This is a genomic window from Streptomyces sp. NPDC091416 (genome assembly GCF_044756845.1).
Lineage (GTDB): Bacteria > Actinomycetota > Actinomycetes > Streptomycetales > Streptomycetaceae > Streptomyces.
On sequence record NZ_JBIVTU010000001.1, the window covers coordinates 1,295,394 to 1,321,627 of the forward strand.

General features: G+C 72.4%; 25 protein-coding genes and 1 pseudogene. 12 read left to right on the top strand and 14 right to left on the bottom strand.

Annotated features, from left to right (window positions below; all coding sequences use genetic code 11):
* Nucleotides 1-10: 10 nt before the first annotated feature.
* Both ACIQMX_RS05800 and ACIQMX_RS05805 read right to left on the bottom strand, forming a co-directional pair.
* Nucleotides 11-2,662 (bottom strand): glycoside hydrolase family 9 protein, encoded by a 2,652-nt coding sequence (locus ACIQMX_RS05800; protein WP_402475212.1) that lies wholly within the window; start codon nucleotides 2,660-2,662, stop codon nucleotides 11-13.
* A gap of 345 nt (nucleotides 2,663-3,007) precedes the next feature.
* A complete protein-coding gene (locus tag ACIQMX_RS05805) occupies nucleotides 3,008-3,697 on the bottom strand; it encodes a copper homeostasis protein CutC (protein WP_363071171.1) in 690 nt (229 codons plus the stop codon).
* A gap of 222 nt (nucleotides 3,698-3,919) precedes the next feature.
* Between ACIQMX_RS05805 and ACIQMX_RS05810 the strand changes: the two genes are divergently transcribed.
* Nucleotides 3,920-6,247 (top strand): heavy metal translocating P-type ATPase, encoded by a 2,328-nt coding sequence (locus tag ACIQMX_RS05810; protein WP_402475215.1) that lies wholly within the window; start codon nucleotides 3,920-3,922, stop codon nucleotides 6,245-6,247.
* A gap of 111 nt (nucleotides 6,248-6,358) precedes the next feature.
* Here ACIQMX_RS05810 and ACIQMX_RS05815 read toward each other — a convergent pair whose 3' ends face one another.
* Nucleotides 6,359-6,985 (bottom strand): GNAT family N-acetyltransferase, encoded by a 627-nt coding sequence (locus ACIQMX_RS05815; protein WP_402475218.1) that lies wholly within the window; start codon nucleotides 6,983-6,985, stop codon nucleotides 6,359-6,361.
* A 149-nt stretch (nucleotides 6,986-7,134) separates the two neighbouring features.
* Here ACIQMX_RS05815 and ACIQMX_RS05820 point away from each other — a divergent pair, with 149 nt between their 5' ends.
* Nucleotides 7,135-8,286, top strand: coding sequence for a hypothetical protein (locus tag ACIQMX_RS05820; protein WP_402475221.1), 1,152 nt, complete (start codon nucleotides 7,135-7,137; stop codon nucleotides 8,284-8,286).
* Nucleotides 8,287-8,296: 10 nt separating this feature from the next.
* On the opposite strand, the gene ACIQMX_RS05825 is transcribed toward ACIQMX_RS05820, so the two are convergent.
* The 4 genes from ACIQMX_RS05825 to ACIQMX_RS05840 all read right to left on the bottom strand — a co-directional run bounded on the left by ACIQMX_RS05825 (nucleotide 8,297) and on the right by ACIQMX_RS05840 (nucleotide 11,394).
* The gene (locus ACIQMX_RS05825) at nucleotides 8,297-9,178 is read right to left on the bottom strand and encodes a biotin-dependent carboxyltransferase family protein (protein WP_402475223.1); all 882 of its coding nucleotides are present in this window, start codon (nucleotides 9,176-9,178) and stop codon (nucleotides 8,297-8,299) included.
* Complete coding sequence (locus ACIQMX_RS05830; RefSeq protein ID WP_402475225.1) at nucleotides 9,175-9,831, bottom strand: allophanate hydrolase subunit 1; 657 nt, start codon at nucleotides 9,829-9,831, stop codon at nucleotides 9,175-9,177. The genes ACIQMX_RS05825 and ACIQMX_RS05830 overlap by 4 nt, the downstream gene beginning before the upstream one ends.
* The gene (locus ACIQMX_RS05835; RefSeq protein ID WP_402475613.1) at nucleotides 9,828-10,577 is read right to left on the bottom strand and encodes a LamB/YcsF family protein; all 750 of its coding nucleotides are present in this window, start codon (nucleotides 10,575-10,577) and stop codon (nucleotides 9,828-9,830) included. The genes ACIQMX_RS05830 and ACIQMX_RS05835 overlap by 4 nt, the downstream gene beginning before the upstream one ends.
* Before the next feature lie 160 nt (nucleotides 10,578-10,737).
* Nucleotides 10,738-11,394 (bottom strand): maleylpyruvate isomerase family mycothiol-dependent enzyme, encoded by a 657-nt coding sequence (locus ACIQMX_RS05840; protein WP_402475228.1) that lies wholly within the window; start codon nucleotides 11,392-11,394, stop codon nucleotides 10,738-10,740.
* 116 nt (nucleotides 11,395-11,510) lie between these two features.
* On the opposite strand from ACIQMX_RS05840, the gene ACIQMX_RS05845 reads away from it, so the two are divergent.
* The 5 genes from ACIQMX_RS05845 (at nucleotide 11,511) to ACIQMX_RS05865 (ending at nucleotide 15,847) form a co-directional block, all read left to right on the top strand.
* Nucleotides 11,511-11,948 (top strand): hypothetical protein, encoded by a 438-nt coding sequence (locus ACIQMX_RS05845; protein WP_402475230.1) that lies wholly within the window; start codon nucleotides 11,511-11,513, stop codon nucleotides 11,946-11,948.
* A complete protein-coding gene (locus tag ACIQMX_RS05850) occupies nucleotides 11,945-12,724 on the top strand; it encodes a hypothetical protein (RefSeq protein WP_402475233.1) in 780 nt (259 codons plus the stop codon). Before ACIQMX_RS05845 ends, ACIQMX_RS05850 begins: the two co-directional genes overlap by 4 nt.
* Before the next feature lie 29 nt (nucleotides 12,725-12,753).
* Nucleotides 12,754-13,647 (top strand): transporter substrate-binding domain-containing protein, encoded by an 894-nt coding sequence (locus ACIQMX_RS05855; protein WP_363071185.1) that lies wholly within the window; start codon nucleotides 12,754-12,756, stop codon nucleotides 13,645-13,647.
* 37 nt (nucleotides 13,648-13,684) lie between these two features.
* Nucleotides 13,685-14,332 carry a hypothetical protein gene (locus ACIQMX_RS05860; protein WP_402475238.1) on the top strand — a complete coding sequence of 216 codons (648 nt, stop codon included), beginning with the start codon at nucleotides 13,685-13,687 and terminating at the stop codon, nucleotides 14,330-14,332.
* Between the two features lie 270 nt (nucleotides 14,333-14,602).
* Entirely contained in the window at nucleotides 14,603-15,847 is a 1,245-nt protein-coding gene (locus ACIQMX_RS05865) for a Cmx/CmrA family chloramphenicol efflux MFS transporter (RefSeq protein WP_363071223.1), read from the top strand.
* 22 nt (nucleotides 15,848-15,869) lie between these two features.
* Here ACIQMX_RS05865 and ACIQMX_RS05870 read toward each other — a convergent pair whose 3' ends face one another.
* Together ACIQMX_RS05870 and ACIQMX_RS05875 are read right to left on the bottom strand one after the other, a co-directional pair.
* Nucleotides 15,870-16,142, bottom strand: a complete 273-nt coding sequence (locus tag ACIQMX_RS05870) for a DUF4031 domain-containing protein (RefSeq protein ID WP_363071189.1) — start codon at nucleotides 16,140-16,142, stop codon at nucleotides 15,870-15,872.
* Nucleotides 16,139-16,507: a hypothetical protein gene (locus ACIQMX_RS05875; protein ID WP_148016619.1), complete on the bottom strand. Its 369-nt coding sequence runs from the start codon at nucleotides 16,505-16,507 to the stop codon at nucleotides 16,139-16,141. Before ACIQMX_RS05875 ends, ACIQMX_RS05870 begins: the two co-directional genes overlap by 4 nt.
* A 93-nt stretch (nucleotides 16,508-16,600) precedes the next feature.
* Here ACIQMX_RS05875 and ACIQMX_RS05880 point away from each other — a divergent pair, with 93 nt between their 5' ends.
* From ACIQMX_RS05880 to ACIQMX_RS05890, 3 genes are all read left to right on the top strand, one after another.
* The gene (locus ACIQMX_RS05880; RefSeq protein WP_363071191.1) at nucleotides 16,601-17,518 is read left to right on the top strand and encodes a MurR/RpiR family transcriptional regulator; all 918 of its coding nucleotides are present in this window, start codon (nucleotides 16,601-16,603) and stop codon (nucleotides 17,516-17,518) included.
* Nucleotides 17,519-17,579: 61 nt separating this feature from the next.
* The gene (gene murQ, locus ACIQMX_RS05885; protein WP_363071193.1) at nucleotides 17,580-18,542 is read left to right on the top strand and encodes an N-acetylmuramic acid 6-phosphate etherase; all 963 of its coding nucleotides are present in this window, start codon (nucleotides 17,580-17,582) and stop codon (nucleotides 18,540-18,542) included.
* Nucleotides 18,543-18,591: 49 nt separating this feature from the next.
* Complete coding sequence (locus ACIQMX_RS05890; RefSeq protein ID WP_363071195.1) at nucleotides 18,592-20,121, top strand: PTS transporter subunit EIIC; 1,530 nt, start codon at nucleotides 18,592-18,594, stop codon at nucleotides 20,119-20,121.
* A 69-nt stretch (nucleotides 20,122-20,190) separates the two neighbouring features.
* Here ACIQMX_RS05890 and ACIQMX_RS05895 read toward each other — a convergent pair whose 3' ends face one another.
* The 3 genes and pseudogenes from ACIQMX_RS05895 to ACIQMX_RS05905 form a co-directional block, all read right to left on the bottom strand.
* The gene (locus ACIQMX_RS05895; RefSeq protein ID WP_363078932.1) at nucleotides 20,191-20,796 is read right to left on the bottom strand and encodes a Uma2 family endonuclease; all 606 of its coding nucleotides are present in this window, start codon (nucleotides 20,794-20,796) and stop codon (nucleotides 20,191-20,193) included.
* Nucleotides 20,797-20,915: 119 nt separating this feature from the next.
* Complete coding sequence (locus tag ACIQMX_RS05900) at nucleotides 20,916-21,797, bottom strand: EamA family transporter (protein ID WP_402475244.1); 882 nt, start codon at nucleotides 21,795-21,797, stop codon at nucleotides 20,916-20,918.
* 35 nt (nucleotides 21,798-21,832) lie between these two features.
* Nucleotides 21,833-22,639 (bottom strand): annotated as a pseudogene (locus ACIQMX_RS05905) (inositol monophosphatase family protein).
* A 100-nt stretch (nucleotides 22,640-22,739) separates the two neighbouring features.
* Here ACIQMX_RS05905 and ACIQMX_RS05910 point away from each other — a divergent pair.
* Together ACIQMX_RS05910 and ACIQMX_RS05915 are read left to right on the top strand one after the other, a co-directional pair.
* Nucleotides 22,740-23,036, top strand: coding sequence for a type II toxin-antitoxin system RelE/ParE family toxin (locus ACIQMX_RS05910; protein WP_402475247.1), 297 nt, complete (start codon nucleotides 22,740-22,742; stop codon nucleotides 23,034-23,036).
* Nucleotides 23,033-23,368, top strand: coding sequence for a helix-turn-helix domain-containing protein (locus ACIQMX_RS05915; protein WP_363078928.1), 336 nt, complete (start codon nucleotides 23,033-23,035; stop codon nucleotides 23,366-23,368). The genes ACIQMX_RS05910 and ACIQMX_RS05915 overlap by 4 nt, the downstream gene beginning before the upstream one ends.
* A 54-nt stretch (nucleotides 23,369-23,422) precedes the next feature.
* Here the strand turns inward: ACIQMX_RS05915 and ACIQMX_RS05920 are convergent, their stop codons facing one another.
* Together ACIQMX_RS05920 and ACIQMX_RS05925 are read right to left on the bottom strand one after the other, a co-directional pair.
* Nucleotides 23,423-23,665, bottom strand: a complete 243-nt coding sequence (locus ACIQMX_RS05920; protein ID WP_363078933.1) for a hypothetical protein — start codon at nucleotides 23,663-23,665, stop codon at nucleotides 23,423-23,425.
* A 275-nt stretch (nucleotides 23,666-23,940) separates the two neighbouring features.
* A complete protein-coding gene (locus ACIQMX_RS05925; RefSeq protein WP_402475249.1) occupies nucleotides 23,941-26,196 on the bottom strand; it encodes an LPXTG cell wall anchor domain-containing protein in 2,256 nt (751 codons plus the stop codon).
* Between the last annotated feature and the right edge of the window lie 38 nt (nucleotides 26,197-26,234).

A 26,234-nucleotide genomic window follows, 5' to 3' on the forward strand; every position in this document is an offset into this window, starting at 1 on the left:
CCGTGTCCGGTCAGCCGGCCGTGCAGGCCCTCCCGTTCAGCTTGACCGTGCCCGGGTCGGCGGCCGCCCCGGAGACGCTGCTGTTGAACCCGAAGTCGATCTCCGCACCCGGTGCGAGGGTGCGGTTCCAGGACAGGGGTGCGGCGGTGACCGTACGCCCGTACTGGGCGAGTTCGGCGCTCCAGGTGTGGCTGAGCTTCTGGTCGCCGGGCAGCAGCCAGGTCAGGGACCAGGGGGTGAGCGCCTGGGTTCCGGTGTTCTTCACCGTGACCGTGGTGGTCGAGCCGGTGCTCCAGGGATGCGAGGAGTACGTGACGCGGCAGGCCCGGGCCGGGCCCGCCCCGTCGGCGGCGTCGTCCAGGTAGGAGGCGATGAAGGCCAGCGGCGCGTTCCAGTTGATGGCGACCTCGTTGGTGGCGTACGAGCCGATGTCGTCGAGGTAGCACATCGCCGCCGCGCAGCCCGTGAGTCTGGCCGCCGCCTCCGGATCACCGGAGGTGGGAGCGGTGAGGTTCGGTCCGCCCGCCAGGGAGCCGGCCGGCGGGTGGGGCAGGTCGGGGTCGCTCTGGTGCGCCCAGGTCCGGTGGTGCTGGTTCTGGGAGCTGCGCTCGCCGTATCCGGTGACGTAGGACTGGTTCAGCGGGTTGCGGCCGAACAGGTAGTCGGCGCCGCGCAGTACGGCGTCGCGGTACCCGGCCTTCCCGGTGAGGTCGGCCGCGGTGGCGAGCACGATCATGTTGTTGAGCACCTGGCTGTTGGAGCCCCAGGCGTAGTTCTGGCCGGCCGGGGCGTACGGGACGCCGTACAGCTGGTCCTCGGTCTGGGCGGCGTAGCGGTCGGCGGCCGTGGTCACCACGGTGCGGACCTGTGCGAGCTGGCCGGCGGTGAGGTCGTTGGGGACGGTGGCGAGGGTCAGGACGCCGAGCCCGGCGGTTCCGCCCCACCACATGCCGCCGTCGGCCGGGAAGACCTTGTCGGTGTCACCGTGCAGCGGCGAGTCGAGGAGCGCCTGGCGGTAGGTGCCGGCGCCGGTCGTGGTGAAGAGTTCGGCGGCGGCCCAGTAGAACTCGTCGGAGACGTCGTTGTCGCTGTAGGTGCCGCCGCCCGTACCGTCGTTGGGATCGGCGAGCACGTCCGGGTGGGCCTTCGCCGCGGTCCACGCCGTCTCGGCGGCCGTACGGCACCGGTCGGCGAAGTCCGCGTCGTACGGGGCGAAGAGCCGGGCGCACTGGGCTGCCGCGGCGGCCAGATTGAGGGTCGCGGCGGTGGACGGCGGGTGCAGCTCGCGCTGCTGGGGGTCCAGATGGGGCAGCAGCGGCAGGCCGGTCCACTGGGCGTCGTGCATCTTGTGGTGGACCATTCCGGCGAGCGGCTGCCCGGCCGGGACCTGCATGCGCATCATGAAGTCGAGTTCCCAGCGCGCCTCGTCGAGGATGTCCGGCACGTCGTTGCCGTGCTCGGGCACCCGCAGCGCGCCGTCGCCGAGTTCGGCGGACTCGGCACCGTCGGCCGTCAGGGTCCGCTCGTACGTGTCCATCAGCTCGGCGACCGCGATGCCGCCGTTGACGACGTACTTGCCGTGGTCACCGGCGTCGTACCAGCCGCCCCGCACGTCGAGCCGGTAGTCGCAGACGCCCGGCTGGCAGGGCACGTCCGTGTCGCCCTTGTTGGGGGCGACGCCGAGGTGTCCGGCCGGGCGCGCGTACTGCTCGCCGACGAGGTCCGCGTCGATCGCGATGCCGCTGCGGTTCTGGTAGAAGTACGCGAGCGAGTCGCCGCGCAGGGCGTCGTAGAGATCGGCGCCGATGGAGAAGGGCTCGCTGACCTGCCCGTCCGCCTCGACGGTGTAGCCGTCGCCGGCGGTCGTGACGGCGCTGAAGTCGAAGGTGTGGACGTTCTGGCGGGAGGTCGGGTCGACGCCGCCCGGGGCGGTCGTGCCGGTGGCGGCGGCCGATCCGTCGGCCGCCCTGAGCGTCCAGGGCAGGGGCTCGGTCGCCTCGGTGACCAGGGTGCCTTCCTTGGGGCCCTGCGTGAGGTAGCCGACCTGGTTGACGCGGACGCGCGAGCCGGTGTCCGGCACGTACACGGGCGGTTCGGCGCCGCCGCGCAGGGACACGTCGTCGAGGCAGAAGGTGGCCGCCTCGTCGCTGCCGCCGATCTGGAAGGCGAGCTGGGCGGCGTCGCGGTCCGCGGTCGCGGTGAAGACGTGGGTGACGGGGACCGCTTCGGTGCCGATCTGATCGGTCGAGGAGAGGTCCGTGGTCCACGGGTCGACGGCCAGCTGCACATTGGTGTGGATGGACAGCGGGGTGGTGGAGGTGGCCGTGTAGGTGAGGCTGTACGTCTCCCCCGCCACGAGCGGGATGTCGTTCTGGCCGACGATCACGTCCCACGGGTTGGCCGTTCCGGCCGGTACGTCGGTGCAGAGCCGGCCGTCCGTGACGGCGGCGGCGGTGTTGGCGGTCCACCACCAGGGCGCGGTACCGGCGGCGAAGTCGCCGTTGGTGATCTGCTCCGGGGCCGGGTCGGCGTCCTCGGCGGCGGCGCCCGGAGCGGTGAGGACACCGCCGAACAGAGCGGTGAGGGCTAACGTGCCGAGCACGCGACGTCCGCGCCGGGCGCGGGCGCGACCGGTGGGGGACGGGGGCGGAGAGGCGTTCACCGAAGGCCTTTCGGTAGGGCGAATACGGACCGAGGCACGACGGCTGAGCGGTGGGAACGCTCCCATTGGCAGATGAAGAAGCCGGGGAGGCACCGTGGGAGCGTTCCCACACCGCCGTGACGCCATTGTGAAGCCGGGGGCGTTTGTTGCGCCAGGGTCGCGACAGCACGAAGCCCGCGGACACCCCCGGAAACGGACCGGGGCGGGCTGCCGTGTCCCGGCATCCCGCCCCGCTGCCGCTGCCGCGCGAGCCTCAGGCTCTTCCGTCCGGATCGGGCCGGACCAGGGAGCGGGGTCCGGCACACGCGGGACCCCGTGAGCCCGGCATGAGCCGAACGAGAGGCCCTACGCGTCGAGCACGTCCCGCCACTCCCGTACCGCCGCCACGTCCACCGGACCCGCCCAGCCGCCCGGCCGGGCCGCTCCGCCGATGTGGAAGGCGTCGATGCCCGCGCCCAGCAGCTCCGGCAGATGCTCCAGCCGCAGGCCGCCGCCCACGAGGATCTGCGGCTCGTACCCCGGCTCGCCCTTGCGCGCCGCCTCGACGATCAGCGTGGGGATGCCGTCGTCCACCCCGGCGGGCGAGCCCGCGGTGAGGTAGGTGTCCAGGCCCGGCAGATCGGCGAGGGCCTTGCGCAGCGCGTTGCGGTCGGCGGCGCGGTCGATCGCACGGTGGAACGTCCAGCTGCAGCCGTCCAGCTCGGCGACGATCCGCTCGACCGCGACGAGGTCGGGGTGGCCGTCCGCGTCCAGGAAGCCGAGCACGAACTCGTCCGCGCCCTCCGCCCGGAGTTCGCGCGCCTTGCGGACGAGGACGCCGACGTCGCCGGCCGCGAAGCCGTCCGCCACCCTGAGCATCACCCGCAGCGGGATGTCCACCGCGGCGCGGATCGCCGCGAACGTCGCGCAGGACGGGGTGAGGCCGTCCGCCGCCATGTCGGTGACCAGCTCAAGCCGGTCCGCACCACCCGCCTGGGCCGCGACCGCGTCCTCCGCGTCGAGAGCGATCACCTCCAGGACTGCACGGTTGCTCATGGGAACCCAATCCTCCAGAAACCATCTATAGGTCTAGTCCAATGCCAGCCTACGGGGCGGTAGCCCGGGGGCGCAGCCTCACCGTGAACGTGAAGATACGCGAGGCCCGACGCGCGACAGCCGACCGGAGGCGCGCGGTCCACGGTTCCGTCGCAGATCACCCTTGCGTCTGCATAGGGGTAGGGGGTATACCTGCATCATGACCACATACCCCCCTGGGGTATGAACGACCGATCGAAGGAGGCCCTCGTGTCCGCGCAGACCGCAGCCACCACCGGCACCACTGCCCCCAGTGGCTCCACCGGTACCGGCGTCGCCGCAGAGGTCGAGCTCGCCATCGGCGGCATGACCTGTGCCTCGTGCGCGGCCCGTATCGAGAAGAAGCTCAACCGGATGGACGGGGTCGAGGCCACCGTCAACTACGCCACCGAGAAGGCCAGGGTCAGCTACCGGGGCGAGGACGTCTCCGTACGGGATCTGATCGCCACGGTCGAGAAGACCGGCTACACGGCGCACGAGCCGGCCCCGCCGGTACGCGGCGGCGACGCCTCCGACGGGACGGTTGAGGCGGACGAGCTCCGCCCGCTGCGGCAGCGGCTGATCACCGCGGTCCTCCTCGCGGTGCCGGTGATCGCGATGTCGATGATCCCGGCGCTCCAGTTCGACAACTGGCAGTGGCTCTCCCTCACCCTCACCGCCCCCGTCGTCACGTACGCCGCCTGGCCCTTCCACCGCGCCGCGTGGACCAACGCCCGGCACGGCGCGGCCACCATGGACACACTGATCTCGGTCGGCACCTCGGCCGCGTTCCTGTGGTCACTGTGGGCGCTGTTCTTCGGCACCGCCGGGATGACCGGCATGACGCACCCCTTCGAGCTGACCATCGGCCGCTCGGACGGCGCGGGGAACATCTACCTTGAAGCGGCCGCCGGGGTCACCGCGTTCATCCTGGCGGGGCGTTACTTCGAGGCCCGCTCCAAGCGGAAGGCGGGCGCCGCGCTGAAGGCGCTGCTGGAGCTCGGCGCGAAGGAGGTCACCGTCCTGCGCGACGGCCGTGAGACCACCGTGGCCACGGAGGATCTCTGGGTCGGCGACCGGTTCCTGGTCCGTCCGGGCGAGAAGATCGCGACCGACGGCACCGTGGTCGAGGGCGCGTCGGCGGTGGACGCGTCCATGCTCACCGGCGAGTCCGTGCCCGTCGAGGTCGCGGTCGGCGACACGGTGACCGGCGCGACGCTCAACGCGGGCGGCCGGCTCGTCGTCGAGGCGACCCGGGTCGGCGCCGACACCCAGCTGGCGCGGATGGCGAAGCTGGTCGAGGACGCGCAGAACGGCAAGGCCGCGGCCCAGCGGCTGGCCGACCGGATCTCGGCGGTGTTCGTCCCGGTCGTCATCGCGCTCGCGCTCGGCACGCTCGGCTTCTGGCTGGGCAGCGGTCAGGGGCTGACGGCCGCGTTCACGGCCGCCGTCGCCGTACTGATCATCGCCTGCCCGTGCGCCCTGGGCCTCGCCACCCCGACCGCCCTCATGGTCGGCACCGGACGCGGCGCCCAGCTCGGCATCCTCATCAAGGGACCCGAAGTCCTGGAGACCACCCGACGCGTCGACACCATCGTCCTCGACAAGACCGGCACCGTCACCACCGGCAGGATGACCCTCCAGACCGTCCACACCACCGACGGCACCGCCGAGACCGACGTCCTCCGCCTCGCCGGAGCCCTCGAACACGCCTCCGAACACCCCATCGCCCAAGCCGTCGCCACCGGAGCCACCGACCGCACCGGCACCCCACTGCCCACCCCCGACGACTTCACCAACATCCCCGGACTCGGCGTCCAGGGCATCGTCGAGGGCCACGCCGTCCTCGTCGGCCGCGAGGCGCTGCTGGCCGAGTGGGAGATCCGGCTGCCCGGGGAGCTGGCCCGTCGCAAGGCCGAGGCGGAGGCCGCCGGACGTACCGCGATCGCGGTCGCCTGGGACGGTGAGGCGCGTGCGGTCCTGGAGGTGGCCGACGCGGTGAAGGACACCAGCGCCGAGGCCGTCGAGCGGCTGCGCGCACTCGGCCTGACCCCGATCCTGCTGACCGGCGACAACCGGGCGGTCGCGGAATCGGTCGCGGCCGAGGTCGGCATCGACGAGGTGTACGCGGAGGTCATGCCGCAGGACAAGGTCGACGTCGTCAAGCGCCTCCAGGGCGAAGGTCGTTCGGTCGCGATGGTCGGCGACGGGGTCAACGACGCCGCCGCCCTCGCCCAGGCCGATCTGGGCCTCGCCATGGGCACGGGAACGGACGCGGCGATCGAGGCCGGCGACCTGACCCTGGTGCGCGGGGACCTGAAGGCCGCCGCGGACGCGATCCGGCTGTCGCGCCGGACGCTCGGCACCATCAGGACGAACCTGTTCTGGGCCTTCGCCTACAACGTGGCGGCCTTGCCGCTGGCCGCGATGGGCCTGCTGAACCCGATGATCGCGGGGGCCGCGATGGCGTTCTCCTCGGTGTTCGTGGTCGGCAACTCGCTGCGGCTGCGCGGGTTCCGGGCGGGGGCGTAGGGAACCTGCCGCACGCGCCTGTGGGGCCGGTCCGCCGGACCGGCCCCACAGGCGTGCGAGCGCCGTCCGATGGATCACATCCCGCAGGCGCGCGTGAGCCGATCGGCTGGATCAGACCCCACGGGCGCGTGCGATGCGCTCTTCGAGCGCTTTCCGGCGCGCGGGCCACTCGTCCGCCGTGACCGAGAAGACCGCCGAATCCCGCAGCCTCCCGTCCTCGCCCGGCGCCCACGACCGGGACCAGTTCCGCAGCACGCCCTCGAAGCTCGCGCCCGCCGCTTCGATCGCGGCGCGGGAACGGCTGTTGCGGGCATCCGTCTTCAGGTCGACGCGCGCCACGTCCCACTCCTCGAACGCGTGCCGGAACAGCAGGTACTTGGCCTCGGCGTTGATACCCGAGCCCTGGGCGGAGGCGGCGAGCCAGGTGAAGCCGACCTCGATCGCGCTCAGCGTCTCCTCGTCCAGCCAGTGCCGGGGCTCCCAGTACGCCGTGACGCCGACCGCGCGGCCGGACGCCCGGTCGATCTGCGCGTACGGGAACAGCTTCCCGGTGGCGGTGCGGGCCAGTTGGGCGTCGATGTACGCGCCGACCTCGTGCGCGCGGGGCACCCAGGTGAAGCGGTACGAGTTCCGGTCCTGCTCCGCGGCCACCGCGAGATCCTCCGCATGACGGTGCCCCAGCGGCTCCAGGCGCACGCGCGCACCCTCCAGAACCGGCCCTACCAGCACGAAAGCCATCGCTCACCCATCCAGTCGCCGTACGGAACGTCCTGGGCAGCTTTCCAGAGGCCGCGCGGCCCTGTCGTGCGATTTCGGCCGGGCCGAAGGCGCGGCAACGGGGCTCGTGGGCAGCAGCGTTGTCAGCGGCCGGACCTACGATCGATTCCATGACGACCTGGCTGCACGACACGTTCCCCGGCCACGAGGTGAACCTCGCCTTCGCCCGGGGCCTGCCCGCCGACACCTTCTTCGCGAGCCTGCGCGAGCAGAACCGCGAGCCGCTCGCCCACGGCGAGGCGGACGGCTGGGCGTGGGCCGTGCACGACATGATCGACGAGGAGGACGACGACTACGAAGAGGTCGACTACGGGCGGCTCTGCCCGCAGGGGGCGGAAGTGGTCGTCTTCGTGACCGAGCCGTGCAGCGCGAAGGCCCACGGCCCCCACTTCGCGTACTACCGCGACGGGCGCACGACGCTCTTCTTCAGCTTCGAGGACTTCCGGCAGCAGCGGGTGGGCGACAACCCGGACCATCTGTCGGCCGAGCTGTTCGCGGCCGGCGTGATAGGCCCGGCGGCGGAGTGCGAGGAGTGGAAGGACGGCGTGCACGACTGCTACGAGCACGGGGACGCCGACGAGCTCCGGCTGGTGGCGGCGATCGCCGGCGCCTTCGGCCTGCCCTCCCCGCCGCTGGCCGCCCTGCCGCTCGCCTCCCCGCCGCTCGTCGCCGCACAGCCGGTGGCCGCGGTGGCCGCGGTGGCCGCGGTGGGCGGGACGCGTCCGGTCGTCGCCCCGGGGACGTACGCCGTCCACGCCCGTGGCATCGATGTGACCGAACTGGCCGCCGCCTGCGCGGACGCCGGGTATCCGGCCCGTACGCAGGGCGGGTCGGGCGGCTGGGCCTGGGTGACGTGGGACGCGACGGCCGTGCGTGGCGGAGAGGTCTCCCAGCTGGCGGCCTTCCTCACCGGATTCCGCTACGACGAGCGCTTCGGCGGGCCGGACCGGGTCGAGACGGTGTTCCTGGCGGGCACACCCGCGTGCGCCTGTCCGAACGGGCGGCACTACAGCATTCAGCAATGCGAGGACCACCCTGTCCAGTTCCAGAACTGCCGGGGCGGATTCGAGCGGACGTACTTCAACGTCGGCCGGGGCCGGGAGACGCAGCGTCACGGAGACCTGCTGGTAGGGGAGTTGCTGGAGGCGGGAATCGTCGGCCGGGAGACCCCGGCGTACGAGGCCGATCCCGGCTTCAACGACGACGGCGCCGTCACGATGCGGATCATCGCCGACCACTTCGGGCTGCCCGCCACGACGTGACCGCCCCGCCTCATCGCCCGGCGCGCACGAACCGCACCACCGTTCCCGCCACCGCCTGGGCGGCAGCCGCCAGCGCGGGTTCGGGGACGACGCCCACCACCGGGTAACCGCCCGTCGTCGGATGGTCGTTGAGGAACACCACCGGGCGGCCGTCCGGCGGCACCTGGACGGCTCCGAGCACCATGCCCTCGCTGGGCAGTTCGCCCGTGCGGACGCGCTCCAGCGGCGGGCCCTCGGTGCGCAGGCCGATGCGGTTGCTCTGCACGCCGACGCGGTACGCCCCGGTCGTGAGCGTGACCAGGGCCTCGGACGTGAACCACGTGTGGCGGGGGCCGAAGTGCACCGGGAGCACGAGTGGGCCGGGCGCGCCCGGCCACGGCACCGCGTCGACGGACGGGGCGCCGGCCTGCGGGGGCGGGCCCAGGGGCAGGACGTCCCCGTCGCGCAGGGGTGCCGGGCCCAGCCCGGAGAGCAGGTCCGCGGATCTGCTGCCGAGCACCGGCTCCGCCGCCACGCCGCCCGCGAACGCCAGGTAGCTGCGCAGTCCGTGCGCCGCGGGCCCCGCGTCCAGCACCGCACCCGCCGGCACGTGCACCGCGGCGCCCCACGCCACCGGCCGCCCGTCCACCGTCACCCGGCACGGCGCACCGCCGACGACCGCCCGCACCGCACGGTCCGGGCGGACGGCGCAGCCGGTGGCGGTCGTCTCCAGGACGGCCGCGGCGGCCGGGTTGCCGGCGAGCCGGTTGGCGAGCGCGGCGGCGGGTGCGTCGAGGGCGCCCGCCCGTCCGACGCCCAGGTGGGCCAGCCCGGCGCGGCCCTCGTCCTGCACGGTGGTCAGGGCCCCGGCGCGGACGACCTCGACGGCCGCGGGCCGCACGGATGCCGTCACCGTGCCGCCTCCACGAACCGCACCCGCGCGCCCGGTGCCAGCAGCGCGGCCGGTTCGCGCCGCGGATCCCACAACGGGCCGGGGTCGGGCAGCCGGCCGATGAGCTGCCAGCCGCCGGGGGACGGGCGCGGGTACACCCCGGTGTACGGGCCGGCCAGCGCGACGGCGCCCGCCGGGACCCGGGTGCGCGGTGTCGCCCGGCGCGGCAGGTGAAGGTGGTCCGGCAGGCCGGTCAGGTAGCCGAAGCCGGGGGCGAACCCGCAGAAGGCGACGCGGAAGGCGGTTCCGGCGTGGATGCGGGACACCTCGGCGACGGCCACGCCCCATGCCTCGGCGACGTCGGCGAGGTCCGGGCCGTCGTAGACGACGGGGAGTTCCACCGCGTCGCCCCCGTCCCGGCGGGGCGGCGGTACGGGCCAGGTCCGCAGCTCCCGGGCGAGCGCGGCGACGCCGTGCGCGATGCCGTCGAGCAGGACCGTCCGCTCGCCGGGCACGATGTCGCGCACGTCGGGCAGTGCGCCCGCCGCACGGCGCCGCAGTACCTCCGCGTGGAAGGCCTCCGCGGCCTCCCGGCCGTCCAGCTCGACCAGCAGTGCCCGGGGCCCGGCGGGCAGCACGACGAGCGGCCGGCCGGCCCGTCCCGGCGCACTCATGCGAACGCCCGCACCGCGACGCCCGCCTCTTCCAGGGCCGCCCGCACCCGCCGGGCGAGTGCGGCGGCGCCCGGGGTGTCGCCGTGGACGCACAGGGACCGGGCGACGACGGGTATCCGGCCGCCGTCGGCCCCGGTCACACCGCGGTCGATGGCGATGCCCACGCTGCGGCGTACGACCGCGTCCGGGTCGTGCACCACCGCGCCGGGCTCGCCGCGCGGCACGAGCGTGCCCTGCGGGGTGTACGCGCGATCGGCGAAGGCCTCCTCGACGGCGCTCAGGCCCGCCTCCGCGGCCCGGGCGAGCAGACGGGAGCCGGGCAGGCCGAGGACGGCGGGATCGCCGCCCGCCAGCCGGACGCCCTCGATGACGGCAGCGGCCTGCTCGTCGTCGCGGACGGTGCGGTTGTACAGGGCGCCGTGCGGTTTCACGTACGAGACGCGGGCACCGGCCGCCTCGGCGAACACCCGCAACGCCCCGATCTGGTAGGCGACCTCGGCGGCCAGTTCGGCGGCCGGTACGTCCATGGCGCGGCGCCCGAAGCCGGCCAGGTCGCGGTACGAGACCTGCGCGCCGATCCGTACGCCCCGGGCGGCCGCCGAGTCGCAGACCCGCCGCATCACGGAGGCGTCGCCCGCGTGGAAGCCGCAGGCCACGTTGGCGCTGGTCACACAGGCGAGGAGGGCCTCGTCGTCGGTGAGTGTCCAGCGTCCGAAGCCCTCGCCCAGATCCGCGTTGAGGTCCATGACCGCGACGGGCACCCGCTGCGGGGCCTGTCCGTCGGCCGGCACCGGGGCGCCCGCCACGTCCGGCCCGTCCGTCCCGCCCGGCGGGTTCGTCAGATTCGTCACGGGCGCACCGTAGCGCCCGTGACGGCCGCCGGGCTCCGGCGTCTCGGCCGGCGGCTCAGTCGAAGAGGCCGAGCTCGCGCTCCCGTACGCCCTCAAGTGCGTACCGCGTGCCCACCAGCGGGCGGCCCGCGCACAGCCTGACCAGGGTCGCACCGTCGCCCCGGTACCGTCCGGGGGCCCGGCCCTCCTGCTCGACGCCGATGGCCACGTCCCGCCCGCTGTCCGTGAGCTCCGCGACGAACAGCGGGACCTTGCGGCGCAGGGCGCGCGGGACGAGGAGGCCGAGCGCGTGCGGGAACCCCGGGCCCTCGTAAGCCCCGGGCAGCCCCCATGCGTCGCGTACATCGCCCGCGTGCACCCACTCCCCCAGCGCCACCGCGTCCAGGATTCCGCCCGCCGCGGCGATCGCGGGGCCCGCGTCGGCCATGCCCCGCTCCAGCTCGTCCACGACCTGGGTGTGCGTCCAGTCCGCCCGTTCGGCGATGTCCCGGTCGTTGCACTCGGGGCTGAACACATCAGGTCCGAAGCGGCTCTCCACCACCCGGGTCAGCACGGATCCGCAGTGGGCGAGCACGTCCCGCACCGTCCAGCCGGGGCAGGCGGTGCGCCGTTCGAAGTCGCTGTCCGCGGCGGACCGCAGCAGCGGGAGCAGGGCGTCCCGCTCGGTGCGCAGGAGGAGACCGGGAAGCTCGGGATCACGTTCGTCAGCCATGACCCCATCTCATCATCATCCGACCGCCGTTCGAAGCCCTGCACTATTCGCGTTCATTCAACTACCCTCGGCAGTAACCGTGTTGGCAGATCCTTCCGACGACTCATGGAGCCCTCGTGTCCGTGCTGTTCGACCTCGCCGGCCAACTTGCCCCCCACTTCTCCTTCTTCGCCGGCCGCATGGTCGACGGGGTGATGGACAACGCCGTGCAACGGATCGCCGACCGCAGCGTGGACGCGGGCGAGGGCGCCTTCCGGAGCCTCGTCGGAGGTACCGGACCGGCCGCGGATGACGAGGCGGGCCCGACCGCACCCGAAGCCGCCGAACTGGACGCCCTGCTGGCCCGGTTGACCGATACGGACCGGGCACGGCTCGCGGCGGCGCTGGCCACCTGGCTGAACGGCCCGCCCGGCCGTCACGAGCTCCTGGACCTGCTGGGCGCCCCGCAACCCGCCCCCGCCGCGCCCGTCTCGGTGGTCTCCCGGGGCGATCACAACAACGTGTTCGGGGTCGTCGGCACCGTCAACCAGCATCAGAAGGACGACCGGCCGTGAGTGAGGACCCGGGCGGCGGGAGAGAGGTCTCCAGCCAGTCGTTCGGCGCCAACAACGTCGTGGTCGGAAAGGTCGGCGCCCTTCGCCAGATCTTCATCCATCGCGCCCCCTTCATGACGGGCTGGCTGTTCCTGCTCCTGGCCGTCGCCCTCGCCGGCTACGCCAGCTGGAACTGGCCCGGCGGCTCGCGCAACCAGTACGTGGTCTTCTTCGCGTTCCTGCTGCTCGCCTTCCTCACCTCGGTCATCCACATCGGGCTGCGCCGGCCCGACCGCGGCACGGCGACGGGGCGGCAGGGGCCGGGCGGCAGGGTCCGCCCGGGGCTCCGGCTTCCCGATCTGCTGCTCGTCGCCTCACTCGTCTGCGCCCTGACCAGCTGGTGGGCGTTCCACGACGTCGTGCGGACCGGTGAGGTGGCGGCGACGTTCCACGTGCACGGGACTCAGCCGCTGACCGGCGCCCCGGGCAGCGTGCTCACCCTGACGATGGCCGAGCCGGACCGCGCCGACCGGCGCGACCGGCTGCGCCTGACCCTGGAGATCGGGGAGGACGACCCGGACGCACCGGCCTGCTCCCACAAGACGAGGGTCCTGCTCACCGCGGTCACCGACAGCGTCACTCCGCGCCGGACCGAACTGCCCGCCCGCTCCACGACCGATTTCGGCCTCGGCGACCTCGCGGACTGGGCCGGCGTGACCTTCGAGCTGAGGGTGCGGACCGCCGAGGGCTGCACGCTGCGGCTGGTGGACCGGCAGGGCGTCCTGCACAACGACTGACGGACAACTCACACGGAGCGAGGTATGAGATGGCAGGAGCAGCTCGGCGCCGCTGGGCGGCCCTCACCGCGGCGGCCCTCCTGTACGTGACCGTGACCGGATGCAGCTCCGACCCCCCGTCGATCCTGGGCAACGACACGGAGGTGGCGGCCAAGAGCGACCAGCCGGGCACGAGCTTCTCGCCGCACGACGGCGAGTACAACGGCTTCGACATCGCCGTCGTCGGAACGCTCATGAACATGCTCGGCTACGACACCCCGCGGTTCAGCGGTGTGCTGTCCAAGAACCGGGCCCGTCTGCTGCACGAAGGGGACGTGCAACTGGTGGCCGCGACGTTCTCGATCACCCCGACCCGGATGGCACCCAAGAGCAAGGGCGGCGACGACCTCGACTTCGTCGGCCCGTACGCCTCCACCCACCAGGGCTTCCTCATCCGCGCGAACGACCGGAGCATCCGGACCCTGGGCGATCTCGACGGCAAGGTGGTCTGTGTCTGGGAGGGCACGACCTCCGCCAACGAGCTCAGCAAGGCGGCGTACGACAAGATCGTCAAGCGTACGGAGGACGACGCCAACTACTGCGTGAACGCGCTCAAGGAGAAGGAGGTCGACGCGGTCTCCACGGACCAGCTGATCCTCTACGGGTTCATGCAGGCCAACCCGTCCCTCAAGGTCGTGCCCGGCATCAAGTTCGGGGAGCCCAACGACTACGGCATCGCCATGGCCAAGGGGCACCGCAAGGACTGTGTCCGGCTCCGCGACAAGCTCACCCAGTACGTGCGCCAGGCGACGTCGTGGGAGCGTGACTTCCAGAACAGCCTCCCCGCCGTTCCCAAAGCCGTACGGGACGAGGCCAAGCCCACCGAGGACGAGATCGCGGCACTGTCGTGCGTGGACGAGCCGGGCGCCAGTACCGCCGACTGACCGGCACGGTCCCGGCCGGCCCCTCTACAGTCGCCCCATGACCGACAGCGCCCAGAGTCTCCGCATCCGCTGGCAGGAAGCCCTCGTCGCCGCCCGGGGCGGCGACGGGGGCCCGGACCCGTCGCCGTACGCCGACAACCTGCTGGAACGGTGGGCCGAGCCCCAGCGGCGCTACCACACCATCGCCCACCTGGCCGCGGTCCTCGGCCACATCGACACGCTCGCCGGTCATGCCGCGGACGCGGACGCGGTGCGGCTGGCCGCGTGGTTCCACGACGCGGTCTACCGGCCGGACCGTTCCGAGAACGAGGAGCGCAGCGCCGTCCTCGCCGAGCGCGCCCTGCCCGAGGCGGGGGTGCCCGCCGCGACGACCGCCGAGGTCGCCCGCCTGGTCCGGCTCACCGTCACGCACGACCCGGCCGCCAGCGACACGAACGGCGAGGCCCTGTGCGACGCGGACCTCGCGATCCTCGCGGCGCCGCCGAAGGAGTACGCGCAGTACGCGGCGCGGGTGCGCGAGGAGTACGGCTTCGTCCCCGACGAGGCGTTCCGGGAGGGCCGGGCGGCGGTGCTGCGGCAGCTTCTGGAGCTGCCGCGGCTTTTCCGTACCCCGCACGGGGCGGCGGAGTGGGAGACGCGGGCCCGGCACAATCTGGCCACGGAGCTGGAGCTGCTCACGCACTGAGCGCGGCCCGCGCCGGAGCGGGGCCGGGCTGGAGGGCGGGGCGAGCCGGAGCAGGGCTGGGCTGGACTGGGCTGGGGCGAGCCGGGCCGGAGCAGGGCGCGGCGACGGGCCGAGCCGGGCCGGAGCAGGGCGCGGCGACGGGCCGAGCCGGGCCGGAGCAGGGCGCGGCGACGGGCCGGGCTGGGCCGGTGCGGGGCGGGGCCGGGAATGCGCAGAACCGTTTCGCTGTTGGCACCTGTCATGCCCGACTCTGCCGCTCGCCGCTCCCGTATGCCCCTGGCCGTGTACATCCTCGGCCTCTCGGTCTTCGCACTCGGTACCAGTGAGTTCATGCTCTCCGGGCTGCTGCCACCCATCGCCGACGACATGAACGTGTCGATCCCGCGGGCCGGGCTCCTCATATCCGCCTTCGCGATCGGCATGGTGGTCGGCGCCCCGCTGCTCGCCGTGGCCACGCTCCGGCTGCCCCGCCGCACCACGCTCATCGCGCTGATCTCCGTCTTCGGCCTCGGCCAGGTCGCGGGCGCGCTCGCGCCGACGTACGAGGTGCTCTTCGCGTCCCGGGTGGTCAGCGCGTTCGCGTGCGCCGGGTTCTGGGCGGTCGGAGCGGCCGTCGCCATCGCGATGGTGCCGGTGAACTCCCGGGCCCGCGCGATGGCCGTGATGATCGGCGGACTGTCCATCGCGAACGTGCTGGGTGTGCCGCTGGGCGCCTTCCTGGGCGAGAACCTGGGCTGGCGGTCGGCGTTCTGGGCGGTCGGGGCGGCCTCCGCCGTGGCGCTGGCCGGAGTGGCGACGCTGATCCCCAAGATCCCGTTGCCGGACGAGAAGCCGCAGCTCAAGCGGGAGCTGACGATCTACCGCGACCGCCAGGTATGGCTCTCCATCGTGCTCACCGCGCTCGCGGCGGGCGGGGTGTTCTGCGCGTTCAGTTATCTCGCGCCGCTGCTGACGGACGTCGCCGGGCTGGACTCGGGCTGGGTGCCGACCGTGCTCGCGCTGTTCGGGATCGGTGCGCTGATCGGCACGATGATCGGCGGCCGGGTCGCGGACGCGCACCTGTTCGGGGTGCTGCTGAGCGGGATCGCGGCGTCCACGGTGTTCCTGGCGGCGCTGGCGCTGTTCGCGTCGAACCGGGCCGCCGTGATCGTGCTCGCGTTCCTGCTGGGCCTGTCGGCGTTCTATACGGCTCCGGCGCTGAACGCCCGCATGTTCAACGTCGCGGGCGCCGCACCGACCCTGGCGGGCGCGACGACCACCGCCGCGTTCAACCTGGGCAACACCGGCGGGCCCTGGCTGGGCGGCACGGTGATCGACCTGGACTTCGGTTTCGAGGCCACCGCGTGGGCGGGGGCGGCGATGACCGTGCTGGCGCTGGTGACGGTGGTCCTCTCGCTGCGGCTGCAGCGCAGCCGCAACGCCTCGTCGTCGCGGCTGGTGGCGGGCGCCCCCGCCGCGGTGCCGCGGGAGGCGTCGCAGGACGCGGCGGTGTGCGCGCCCTCGTCGACCGGCTGACCGGCCGGCCTTCCGGGAGGACTCAGCCCGGGGCGGGGCGGCCCTTGGGCCGGCGGAGCCCGGCTTCGGTGATGCGGCGGACCAGTTCCTTGGAGCCGATCTGCCGGGCCCCGGCCCGTACCGCGTCCTCGTAGTGCGCTTCCGGTACGTCGTAGTGGTCCCGCTCGAAGGCGCGGGGCGGGCAGCCGATGGACGCCGCGAAGGTGTGCAGTTCCTCGAAGGACACGTCGCTGACCAGGTGCGACCAGAAGCGCCCGTGGCCCGGCCAGTCCGGCGGGTCGATGTAGAGGGTCATGGCCGCAGTATCCCGGTCAGCGAGCCGACCGGGGCCACGGCGACGGCCGCCTTCGTGCAGACCCAGTGCGGATCGGGTCCGAGCTCCGGCTCGACGTCCAGGGCGTGCGGGTCGCCCGCGTCGCACACGGGGCACAGCGGCCAGCGGCCGTACCGCTCCAGGAGCGCGTCCTGAACGTCCTGGGCGACGAGACCGACGACGAACTCCACCCCGTCCGGCCACTGCTCGACCCACCAGCGGCGGTGCGTGACCGCGTCCTCGACCAGCGAGACGATCTGCGCCTCGGCGACGTCTCCGGCGGCGAGGTCGGCCATGACCAGTGCGCGGGCGGTGTGCAGTGCCTGCTCCAGGGGGTTCAGCTCCATGCAGCCATTGTCCACCTGCGCGCCGAAGGTCCCGCCGGAGGTCGGGACCAAAGGGGGGTTGACGGACACCGGGGTTGAAAATATCTTTCAAAGGTGACCAGTGACCTGAAGGAAAGTTTCAGCGCCGAATCGCCGCCCGCCCCGGCGGCTCTCGCGGCGAAGGTGCGGACGCTCGCGCCGTCCATGACCCGCTCGATGCAGCGGGTCGCCGAGGCCGTCGCCGGCGACCCGGCCGGCTGCGCCGCCCTCACCGTCACCGGTCTCGCCGAGCTCACCGGGACCAGCGAGGCGACCGTCGTCCGCACCGCCCGCCTCCTCGGCTACCCGGGCTACCGCGACCTGCGCCTCGCGCTGGCCGGTCTCGCCGCCCACCAGGAGTCCGGCCGGGCGCCGGCCGTCACCGCGGACATAGCGGTCGACGACCCGATCGCCGACGTGGTCGCGAAGCTCGCCTACGACGAGCAGCAGACCCTCGCCGACACCGCCGCCGGGCTCGACACCGTACAGCTCGGTGCCGCCGTGGCCGCGGCGGCCACCGCCCGCCGCATCGACATCTACGGCGTGGGCGCCTCCTCGCTCGTCGGTCAGGACCTGGCCCAGAAGCTGGCCCGTATCGGCCTGATCGCGCACGCCAACATGGACCCGCACCTCGCGGTGACCAACGCCGTGCAGCTGCGCTCCGGCGACGTGGCCATCGCGATCACCCACTCCGGTTCGACGGGCGACGTCATCGAGCCGCTGCGCGTCGCCTTCGACCGCGGCGCCACGACGATCGCGATCACCGGCCGCCCCGACGGCCCGGTCACGCAGTACGCCGACGTCGTACTGACCACGTCCACGGCCCGCGAGAGCGAGCTGCGCCCGGCCGCCATGTCGAGCCGTACGAGCCAGCTGCTGGTCGTCGACTGCCTGTTCATCGGGGTCGCGCAGCGTACGTACGAGACGGCCGCCCCCGCCCTTGCCGCGTCCTACGAGGCGCTCGCCCACCGCCACACCCCCCGCACCCGCTGACCAGCGGCACGCACCCGCACCCGCAGAACCGCACGAGTTCAAGAAAGCAGAGCCGCTCTCCATGACCTCCCTCACCGACGCCGGCGCCACCCCCGACGGATACGGCGAACTGCGCGCCCAGCTCGCCACCCTCACCACCGAGGCGTTCCGCCCCGAGCTCGCCGAGATCGACCGGCTGGCCACCGCGGAGATCGCCCGGATCATGAACGACGAGGACCGGTCCGTCCCGACCTCCGTCGCCGAGCTGCTGCCCGAGATCTCCGCGGCGATCGACGCCATCGCGGCGCGCATGGCCCGCGGCGGCCGGCTGATCTACGCGGGCGCCGGCACCGCCGGCCGGCTCGGCGTCCTGGACGCCAGCGAGTGCCCGCCCACCTTCAACACCGACCCCGCCGATGTGATCGGTCTGATCGCGGGCGGCCCGTCCGCGATGGTCACCGCCGTCGAAGGCGCGGAGGACAGCAAGGAGCTGGCCGCCGCCGACCTCGACGCACTGGACCTGACCGCCGAGGACACGGTGGTCGGCATCTCCGCCTCCGGCCGTACGCCGTACGCGATCGGGGCCGTGGAGCACGCCCGCGCCCGGGGCGCCCTGACCGTCGGCCTGTCCTGCAACGCGGACTCCGCGCTGGGCGCCGCCGCCGAGCACCCCCTGGAGGTCGTCGTCGGCCCCGAGCTGCTCACCGGCTCCACCCGGCTCAAGGCGGGCACGGCACAGAAGCTCGTCCTCAACATGCTCTCGACGATCACGATGATCCGGCTCGGCAAGACGTACGGAAACCTCATGGTCGACGTGCGTGCCTCCAACGAGAAGCTGCGTGCCCGTTCCCGCCGCATCGTCTCGCTGGCCACCGGCGCCTCGGACGCCGAGATCGAGGCCGCGCTGGCCGCCACCGACGGCGAGGTGAAGAACGCCATCCTGACCATCCTCGGCCAGGTCGACGGTCCCACCGCCGCCACCCTGCTGTCCGCGTCGGACGGCCACCTGCGCGCGGCCCTGGCCGCAGCCCCCCGCACCACCTGACCTTCCCCGCACCACCTCCGCTCCCCCGCACAGCAAGGCACCACGCACCATGGCTACAGAAGACAAGAACCGCGCCACTGCCGCCGCGATCCTTCCGCTCGTCGGTGGCGCCGCGAACGTCAGCTCCATCGCCCACTGCATGACCCGGCTCCGGCTGGGTCTGCACGATCGTTCGCTCGTCCAGGACGAGGCACTGAAGGCCGTGCCCGCCGTCATGGGCGTGGTGGAGGACGACACGTACCAGATCGTTCTCGGTCCCGGTACGGTCGCCCGCGTCACCCCTGAGTTCGAGAAGCTCGTCGAGGAGGGCAAGGCCTCGGCCCCGGCCCCCGACCCGGCCGCCGCCCCGCTCACCGCGGAGGAACTGGCCGCGCAGGGTGCCGAGATGCGCGCCGCCAGGAAGGCGAAGAACGCCACGCCGTTCAAGCTGTTCCTGCGCAAGATCGCCAACATCTTCGTCCCGCTGATCCCGGCCCTGATCGGCTGCGGCATCATCGCGGGCCTCAACGGTCTGCTGGTCAACCTGGAGTGGCTGCCCTCGGTCACCCCGGCCCTGGCGGCGATGGCGTCCGGCTTCATGGCGCTGATCGCGGTCTTCGTCGGCTACAACACGGCGAAGGAGTTCGGCGGCACGCCGATCCTCGGTGGTGCGGTCGCGGCCATCATCGTCTTCCCGGGCGTCGCGAACATCGAGGCGTTCGGCCAGAAGCTCTCCCCCGGCCAGGGCGGTGTCCTCGGCGCCCTGGGCGCGGCGGTGCTCGCGGTGTACGTGGAGAAGTGGTGCCGGCGCTGGGTGCCGGAGGCACTGGACGTCCTGGTCACCCCGACGCTGACGGTCCTGGTCTCCGGACTGGTGACGATCTTCGGCCTGATGTACGTGGCGGGCGAGGTCTCCACCGCGATCGGCACGTTCGCCGACTGGCTGCTGTCCAACGGCGGCGCGGGCGCGGGTCTCGTCCTCGGCGGCTTCTTCCTGCCGCTGGTCATGCTGGGCCTGCACCAGGCGCTGATCCCGATCCACACCACGCTGATCGAGCAGCAGGGCTACACGGTCCTGCTCCCGATCCTCGCCATGGCCGGTGCCGGCCAGGTCGGTGCGGCCATCGCGGTCTTCTTCCGCCTCCCGCGCAACGAGTCGATCCGCCGGACGATCAAGTCCGCCCTGCCCGCGGGCTTCCTGGGCGTCGGTGAGCCGCTGATCTACGGTGTCTCGCTGCCGCTGGGCCGCCCGTTCATCACGGCGTGCGTGGGCGGTGCGTTCGGCGGCGCGTTCGTCGGCTTCTTCAACCAGCTCGGCGACGCCGTGGGCTCCACCGCGATCGGCCCGTCCGGCTGGGCGCTGTTCCCGCTGCTGGACGGCAACCACGGCCTGGGCGCGACGATCGCGATCTACGCGGGCGGCCTGGTCGTCGGTTACCTGGCGGGCTTCGTCGCCACGTACTTCTTCGGCTTCAGCAAGGACCTGCTGGCGGAGTTCAACGTCTCCCAGGAACCGGCGGCCTCCACGATCGCGGCCACCGGCCCGGCCCCGGCCGGCGCGGGCTCCGGCGCCCCCGCGAAGGAACCCGCGGGGGTCTGACGGACCACGGAACCACGAGGAAGGGCGGCACCCCGCATGGGGTGCCGCCCTTCCTCGTTGCCGTCCGTCTCAGACCGGAAAGGCGTCCGTGGCCAGCGTGACGTCGAAAGGCGCCGGCAGCACGAGCGGCTTTCCGAAAGGAACTGGGTCGGAGCGCTTGTACGTGCCGTCCTCGTTGGGCTCCGTGAACAGCGTGACCATGGGCCCCCGGGTGTCGAACCGGTCGATCAGCAGATACATCGGCACCCCGGCGCGCGCGTAGGCGCGGTACTTCTTCGTGCGGTCGTCGCGGGCGTTGCCCTTCGAGGTGATCTCGACGACGAGGAGTGCCTCGGAGGCATCCATCGGATCGCTGCAATCGGGGTCGGCGGCCACGATCAACTCCCGCGGCATCACCACGAGGTCAGGAACATACAACTTGTCGAGCGGCGCTACGTGCACACCGAGCGTCTGGTAGATACCCAGCCCGTCCGGAAGCCGCCGGTACAGACATTGCTGAACCAGCTCGGCAATGCCGTTGTGATGCGCATGCGGCGGCGGTACCAAGACGATCTGCCCTTCGTCGATCTCGGCGCGCCACCCCTCGGGCACGTCCAGTTCCTGCCAGGTGCGCAGCAGGTAGTCCCACGGGCGGCCTTCAGAGTCCTGCTGGTTCTCGACCATCGCGGCGGTCATCGCGGGTCCCTTCTCCTGAAGCCTGTCCAAGGAACATAGATCGACGATTCAGCGGCGCAGGGCCGCTTTCCTCAGCGTCCCACGATCGTGTGAGCGGCGCACCGAGCACCGCGCGCTGTTCACCGTCCGGAGGAGACGGCCGCCACGGGCCTGTCCGCCCGGACGGTCACCAGCCCGATCCCCCCGCAGCACACCGCCAGCAGCAGGAGTTCGGCGGTCGACGGGGCGGGCGCGCTGCCCAGGGCCCAGTCGCCGAGGCGGACGGTGAACGGGACGGCCAGTTGCACGGCGGCCGTGAAGACCGGGCCGCGGAGCAGGATGAGCCGGTGCTGTACGAGATAGGCGGGCGCGTAGACCGCGGCGCCCAGCAGCACGATGCCACCGGTCGCCGCCGGGCTGGGCGGGTCCGCGATGAGCGCGGGCAGGGACATCGGAAGCAGCAGACAGGTGGCGGCGGCGAGCAGCACCGGCAGCACGGCCAGCGGCGGCAGCCCGGACAACCGGTCCCGGTACAGGAATCCGTACACCGCGAAGGCGACGGTCGCGGCCGCCACCAGCAGGATCCCCACCGCGTCGAGGTCCCCGGCCTCCGCCCCCAGTGCCGCGTATCCGGCGGCCGCGGCGCAGGCCAGGAGCGCCCCTGCGGCCTTGCGGGGCCCCGACCGTTCACCGAAGAACAGCGCGCCGACCGCCACCGAGGCGCACGGCATCAGCGCGACGACGAGGTTGGTGAGCGAGGTGCCGATGCGCGGGATGGCCAGGAGCGTGCCGGCCGCGTACCCGGCGAAGCCGAGCAGACCGAGCAGCCACACGGTCCCCGGTCGCGCGGCCGCCCGCCGCAGATCGGCCCGGCCGCTCGCGGACGACGCGGCGACGGCGGTCAGGACCAGACAGCACACGGCGGTACGGCCCACGGCCACGGTCAGCGGTTCCGTGCCGGCGACCAGGGCGCCGGAGAGCAGCCAGGTCCCGGCGAGCAGCAGCACGAGAACGACCGGCATCGCGGGCAGCCTTCCGGAAGAGGAGGACAAAGGAGTCATCGTCCGGCCGGGGCCTGCGCCCTCACCATCTCCAGCAGCGCCCGGTGCGTCTCCGGGTCGGCGGCCGCGATCAGTCCGCCCGCACCGGTGTTCACCGGCAGGCCGCGGAGGTCCGTCACCACGCAGCCGGCGGCCTCGCAGAGCGCGATCCCGGCGGCGAAGTGCACGCTGTCGCGCAGGTCGCCGTCGGTGACGTACGCGGCCCTGCGACCGGCGGCGACCCAGGCCACGGCGAGCGTGGTGGAGACGACACGCGGCCGGAACCGCTCGGCGAACTCCTGGGCGGCGAGGAGGCGTACGGCCCGGAAGTCCGGTGCGCTCGGGAACGGGGCGTCGAGATTGACGTCGACCAGCCGGGAGCCGGACTAGGGCGACACCTCCTCGTCCGCACCGTCCCTCCGGACACGGGCACGGGTGCCGTCCGTCCAGAACACCTCGCCGCTGAACGGGTCGGCCGACGCGGCCGCCGTGACGGTGGACCCCACCCGCAGCGCGACGTTCACCGAGACCAGCATGTTCCGCACGGCGTAGTTCAGCGTGCCGCACAGCGGATCGACCAGCCACCTGCGCTCCGCGCCCGCCGCACCGGTGTCCCCGCTCTCCTCGGCCGTCACGGCGTCCTCCGGCCGGGCCGTCCGCAGCACGTCGAGGATGGCGCGCTCGGCCGCGAGATCGGCGGCCGTCGCGAAGTCACCGCCCGACTTCTCCGTGCGCGACAGCTCGGCCCCGTACATGCCGCGAACCAACGCCGCTCCCGCCTGCGCCGCTTCGACGGCCAGTCGCGCATCGTTTGCCGTGCCCATGCTCACCATGCCCGCAGGCTATCGGCGCCCTCCACCCGCGCGGCGCCGCATCCGCACCCTTGGCTGCTCACACCCCTGGCGCCTCCTGCAAAGCCGGAAGGTGGAGGAGTACGCCGAGCTACTGGTCGCGCTCGGCACGCGGACCCCCATGCCGTTCGCCAGGCCGTTGCGAGACGACGTGTACGAGCTCCGCCCGACCTTGGCAGGCGAAGCCACCAGGATCACCTATTGGTTCGGCTCGCAGCACCGCATCGTGTTGCTCACGGTGTTCCGCAGGACCCGAATGCGCGAGACGGCGCAAGTGGCCCGTGCGGTCAAGGCCCGTATGGTGTGCGAGGCCGAGCACGGTCCGGCTCACAGTACGTACAGCCGGGGCAGGAATGGAGACGCGTCATGAACCACACCCGCTGGAAGCCGGCCCGCGAAAAGGAACTCACCGACGGCTGCGCCGAGTCCCCCGAGGTCCAGGGCGAGCGCGCCGACATCCGTCTCGCCATGGCGTTCGCCAAGGCCGTCTACGACCGGCGCAAGGAGCTCGGACTGTCCCAGGCCGAGGTCGCCGACCGCGCCGGACTCACCCAGGCCAAGGTCTCCCGCATTGAGGGCGCCGACGCCGTGCCGACCCTGCTGCTGCTGCGACGGCTCGCCCGGGCACTGGACGCATCGCTGAACATCGCACTGGACGACGAACACGAAGAGGTTGCGTTCGTCGCCCACCCCGCCGCCTGACGCGCCGAAAGCCCGCAGACGTCGGCCTGTCCACGCCCCGGCCCCCGCACCCCCTCATCGCGGCAGCTGCCCCTCGCGGTTGATCTCGGTGACCCGCGCGCGCAGCACGAGCCCCGGTGGGGCCGGACGGACGGAGTCGGGCGGGCAGCCCCACTCCGCGCCGCCTCCGGGCGGCCGCAGCTGCACATAGGAGCCGACCCACCCCATCACCCGGCCCACCCGGCCGTCCCGCTCGTCGACGGCGAACGACCCCCGCTCCGGTACCGGAACATCCGGACCCCTGCCACCGTCACTCACCACGACCGGCCGCCTTCCCACACCGCGGCCCGGGGCCGCACCTGCATCTCCATGATCCATTCTTTCCACGCTGAGTAACCAAAATGCATACTCAGCGTGCTCATTCTTCCGCAGGCCCGAAATCCACACAGGTCGCGCACGCCGCATACCGAACCGGAGTTCACCGCACCGGACCGGCCCCCGGACGCGGGAACACCACGAACGGCCCCGCCCCCCATCGGATCGGGGCGGGGCCGCTCGTCGTGTTCCGGCCGGTGGGTCCGGCGGCTACCGGGTCAGCTCTGTCCTGCCCTGCGCCGACGCATCCACCACATCAGTCCTCCTCCGGCTGCCGCGAGCACGACGGCGATGCCGATGAAGAGGCCGACGGGGGTGTCGGAGCCCGTGTGGGCCAGGTCGCCACCGGGGTCCGGGGCCGGCGGGCTCGGCCGGTCGTCGTCGCCACCCGGCGTACCGGACGGCGCCGGGGTCGACGGGGTGTCGGTCGGCTTGCCGGTGGGCTTGCCCGTGGGCGTGGGAGTCGGCGTGGGAGTCGGGTCCTCGGCGCTGCCGGGAATCTCGCCGGCGGTGTTCCCGCCGAGCATCACGAAGCCGTCCTTGTCCGCGTCGTCGGTCACCTGCCCGACCGCGAACTGCGCGGTGCGGGGCTTGTACGGGTGCTCGGCACGGAAGCGCGCCGCGTCCATGTTGCGCTTGGGCTGCTTGGAGAAGTCGACGCCGCCCACGATGTAGACCATCACGCCCTCGTCGGTGCCCACCTCGTACTCGAACTCACCGTTGAGGAAGACCTTCCGGTACTCCTGGAACAGCTCGTTCTTGTCCCAGTCCTGATGGGGCGCGCGCAGCGGCCACTTGGCCACGTCGTCGCTGTTGATGACCTTGTGGTAGTCGGTGGGCGACTTGGCGTCCTGCTGGCGGATGTACTCGGCGGCGACGCGTGCGGTGTAGACGCGGCGCAGATCCGCGTACTGCGGGGCCTCGTTGATGGTCTTCTCGACCTCGGGGACGATCATGCGGTCGATGACCCGCTGCGCCTCGTCGCGCTCGGCCTTCGTCGGGTTGCAGATCTGCTCGCCGCCCGGGTTCGTGGTGAAGTCCTGCGGGGTGGACTTCAGCTTCAGCGGGGCGTCGAGGATGTGGATGCCGCCGTCCTGCTCGCGTACCGACGCCGTCTCCGGCTCGATCCAGTTGCGGATCCCGGTGAAGCACGGCCGGCCGTTCACCTTGGGCAGGGACGCCCAGAAGCGGTTGCCGAGGTCCGTCTTGGGGTCCATCGCCTTGAAGAAGTCGTGCTTCATCTGAAGATCGGCTTCGAGGAGGACCCGCCCGGCGTCGGTCTTCCCGAACCGGGCGTCCATGACCCGGTCCGGCTCGTCCGGGTTCAGGTTCACCCAGAACTTGTCCGGGGTGAGCGCGAGCCAGGTGAAGAAGGCGTCCGAGATGAGCTGGGCCTTCTCCCGGCCGCCCCAGCCGGCCGCGTACTCGTCGTCGACCTGCTTCGCGGAGAACGCGTAGTCCAGGCCCTTGCCCTTGACGGGCTTGCCGATGAAGCGCAGGTCCAGGGTGGAGAAGTCGATCCCACCGGGGCCCTTGGGCATCCGGTTCATGGGGTCGTTCGCCCTGACGCGGTCGAGCTGTTCCTTGAGGGTCTGCGGCGTGGGCGGCGACTGCCTGATCATGGTGTTGCCGCCACCGCGCGAACCGGCGTTCTTCCCCGCGCCATTGGACAGGAACGGGTCGCTGCGCCGGAAGGGGCCGTTCTCCGCCCGCTTGGGCGCCTGCGGCTTGTGGTCGGAGTGGAAGTTGTACGACTTCGCCCGGTCACGGCCCGCCGCGTCCTTGCCGGCCGCCTCCTTCATGTCCTTCATGAACGTGCGGGCTTCGCTCTTCTGCTGCTCGCCGAAGACGAAGGTGTACTTGTACGACTTCCAGCCCGAGTGACGGGCCCACGCCTTGTCGGCCTTGATCTGGGACTTGTCCGGCTTGCCGTTGGACTTCATCTCCACGATCTCGCGGGTCTGCTTGTTGTAGGCGTCCAGGACCCGCTTGTACCGAACGGTCTTCCCGGTGGCGGGGTCGCGCTCGGTGAAGTACACCTCCTTCTGGCAGATCCAGTCGGGGCCGGTCAGGCCCATCTCCTTGACGACCTTCTTCTCGAACGCCTCGCCGCGCGGGTCGTTGCCCTGGTTCGGTATGTACTGCTTGGTCAGGTAGTCGTCGAAGTTCGTCCACGCCTTCTGGGCGTTGAAGCGGGCGTAGATGCGGCGTGGATCGGTGTGCGGGTACTGCTTGTAGTCCTTGCCCGCGTCATCGAGTTCCTTCTGTGTGGGATTGAGCCCGTCGAACTCCATACCGGGGTTCACGTAGCCGTACTGGTCCCACAGGTTCTTCGCGCGGGTGTCGTCACGCGCGGGAAGGCTCTTCGTGGGAGTGCCCTTGAGGCCGAACAACTCGTCGCAGCGCTTCCCGGGCTTGAGCGGAGCAGGCGCGGCCTCCGCGTCGCCGAGAGAAGGCAATCCAGTCATGGCCATGACAGAAGCACAGGCCAGGGCGAGAATGCCGCGGGCCC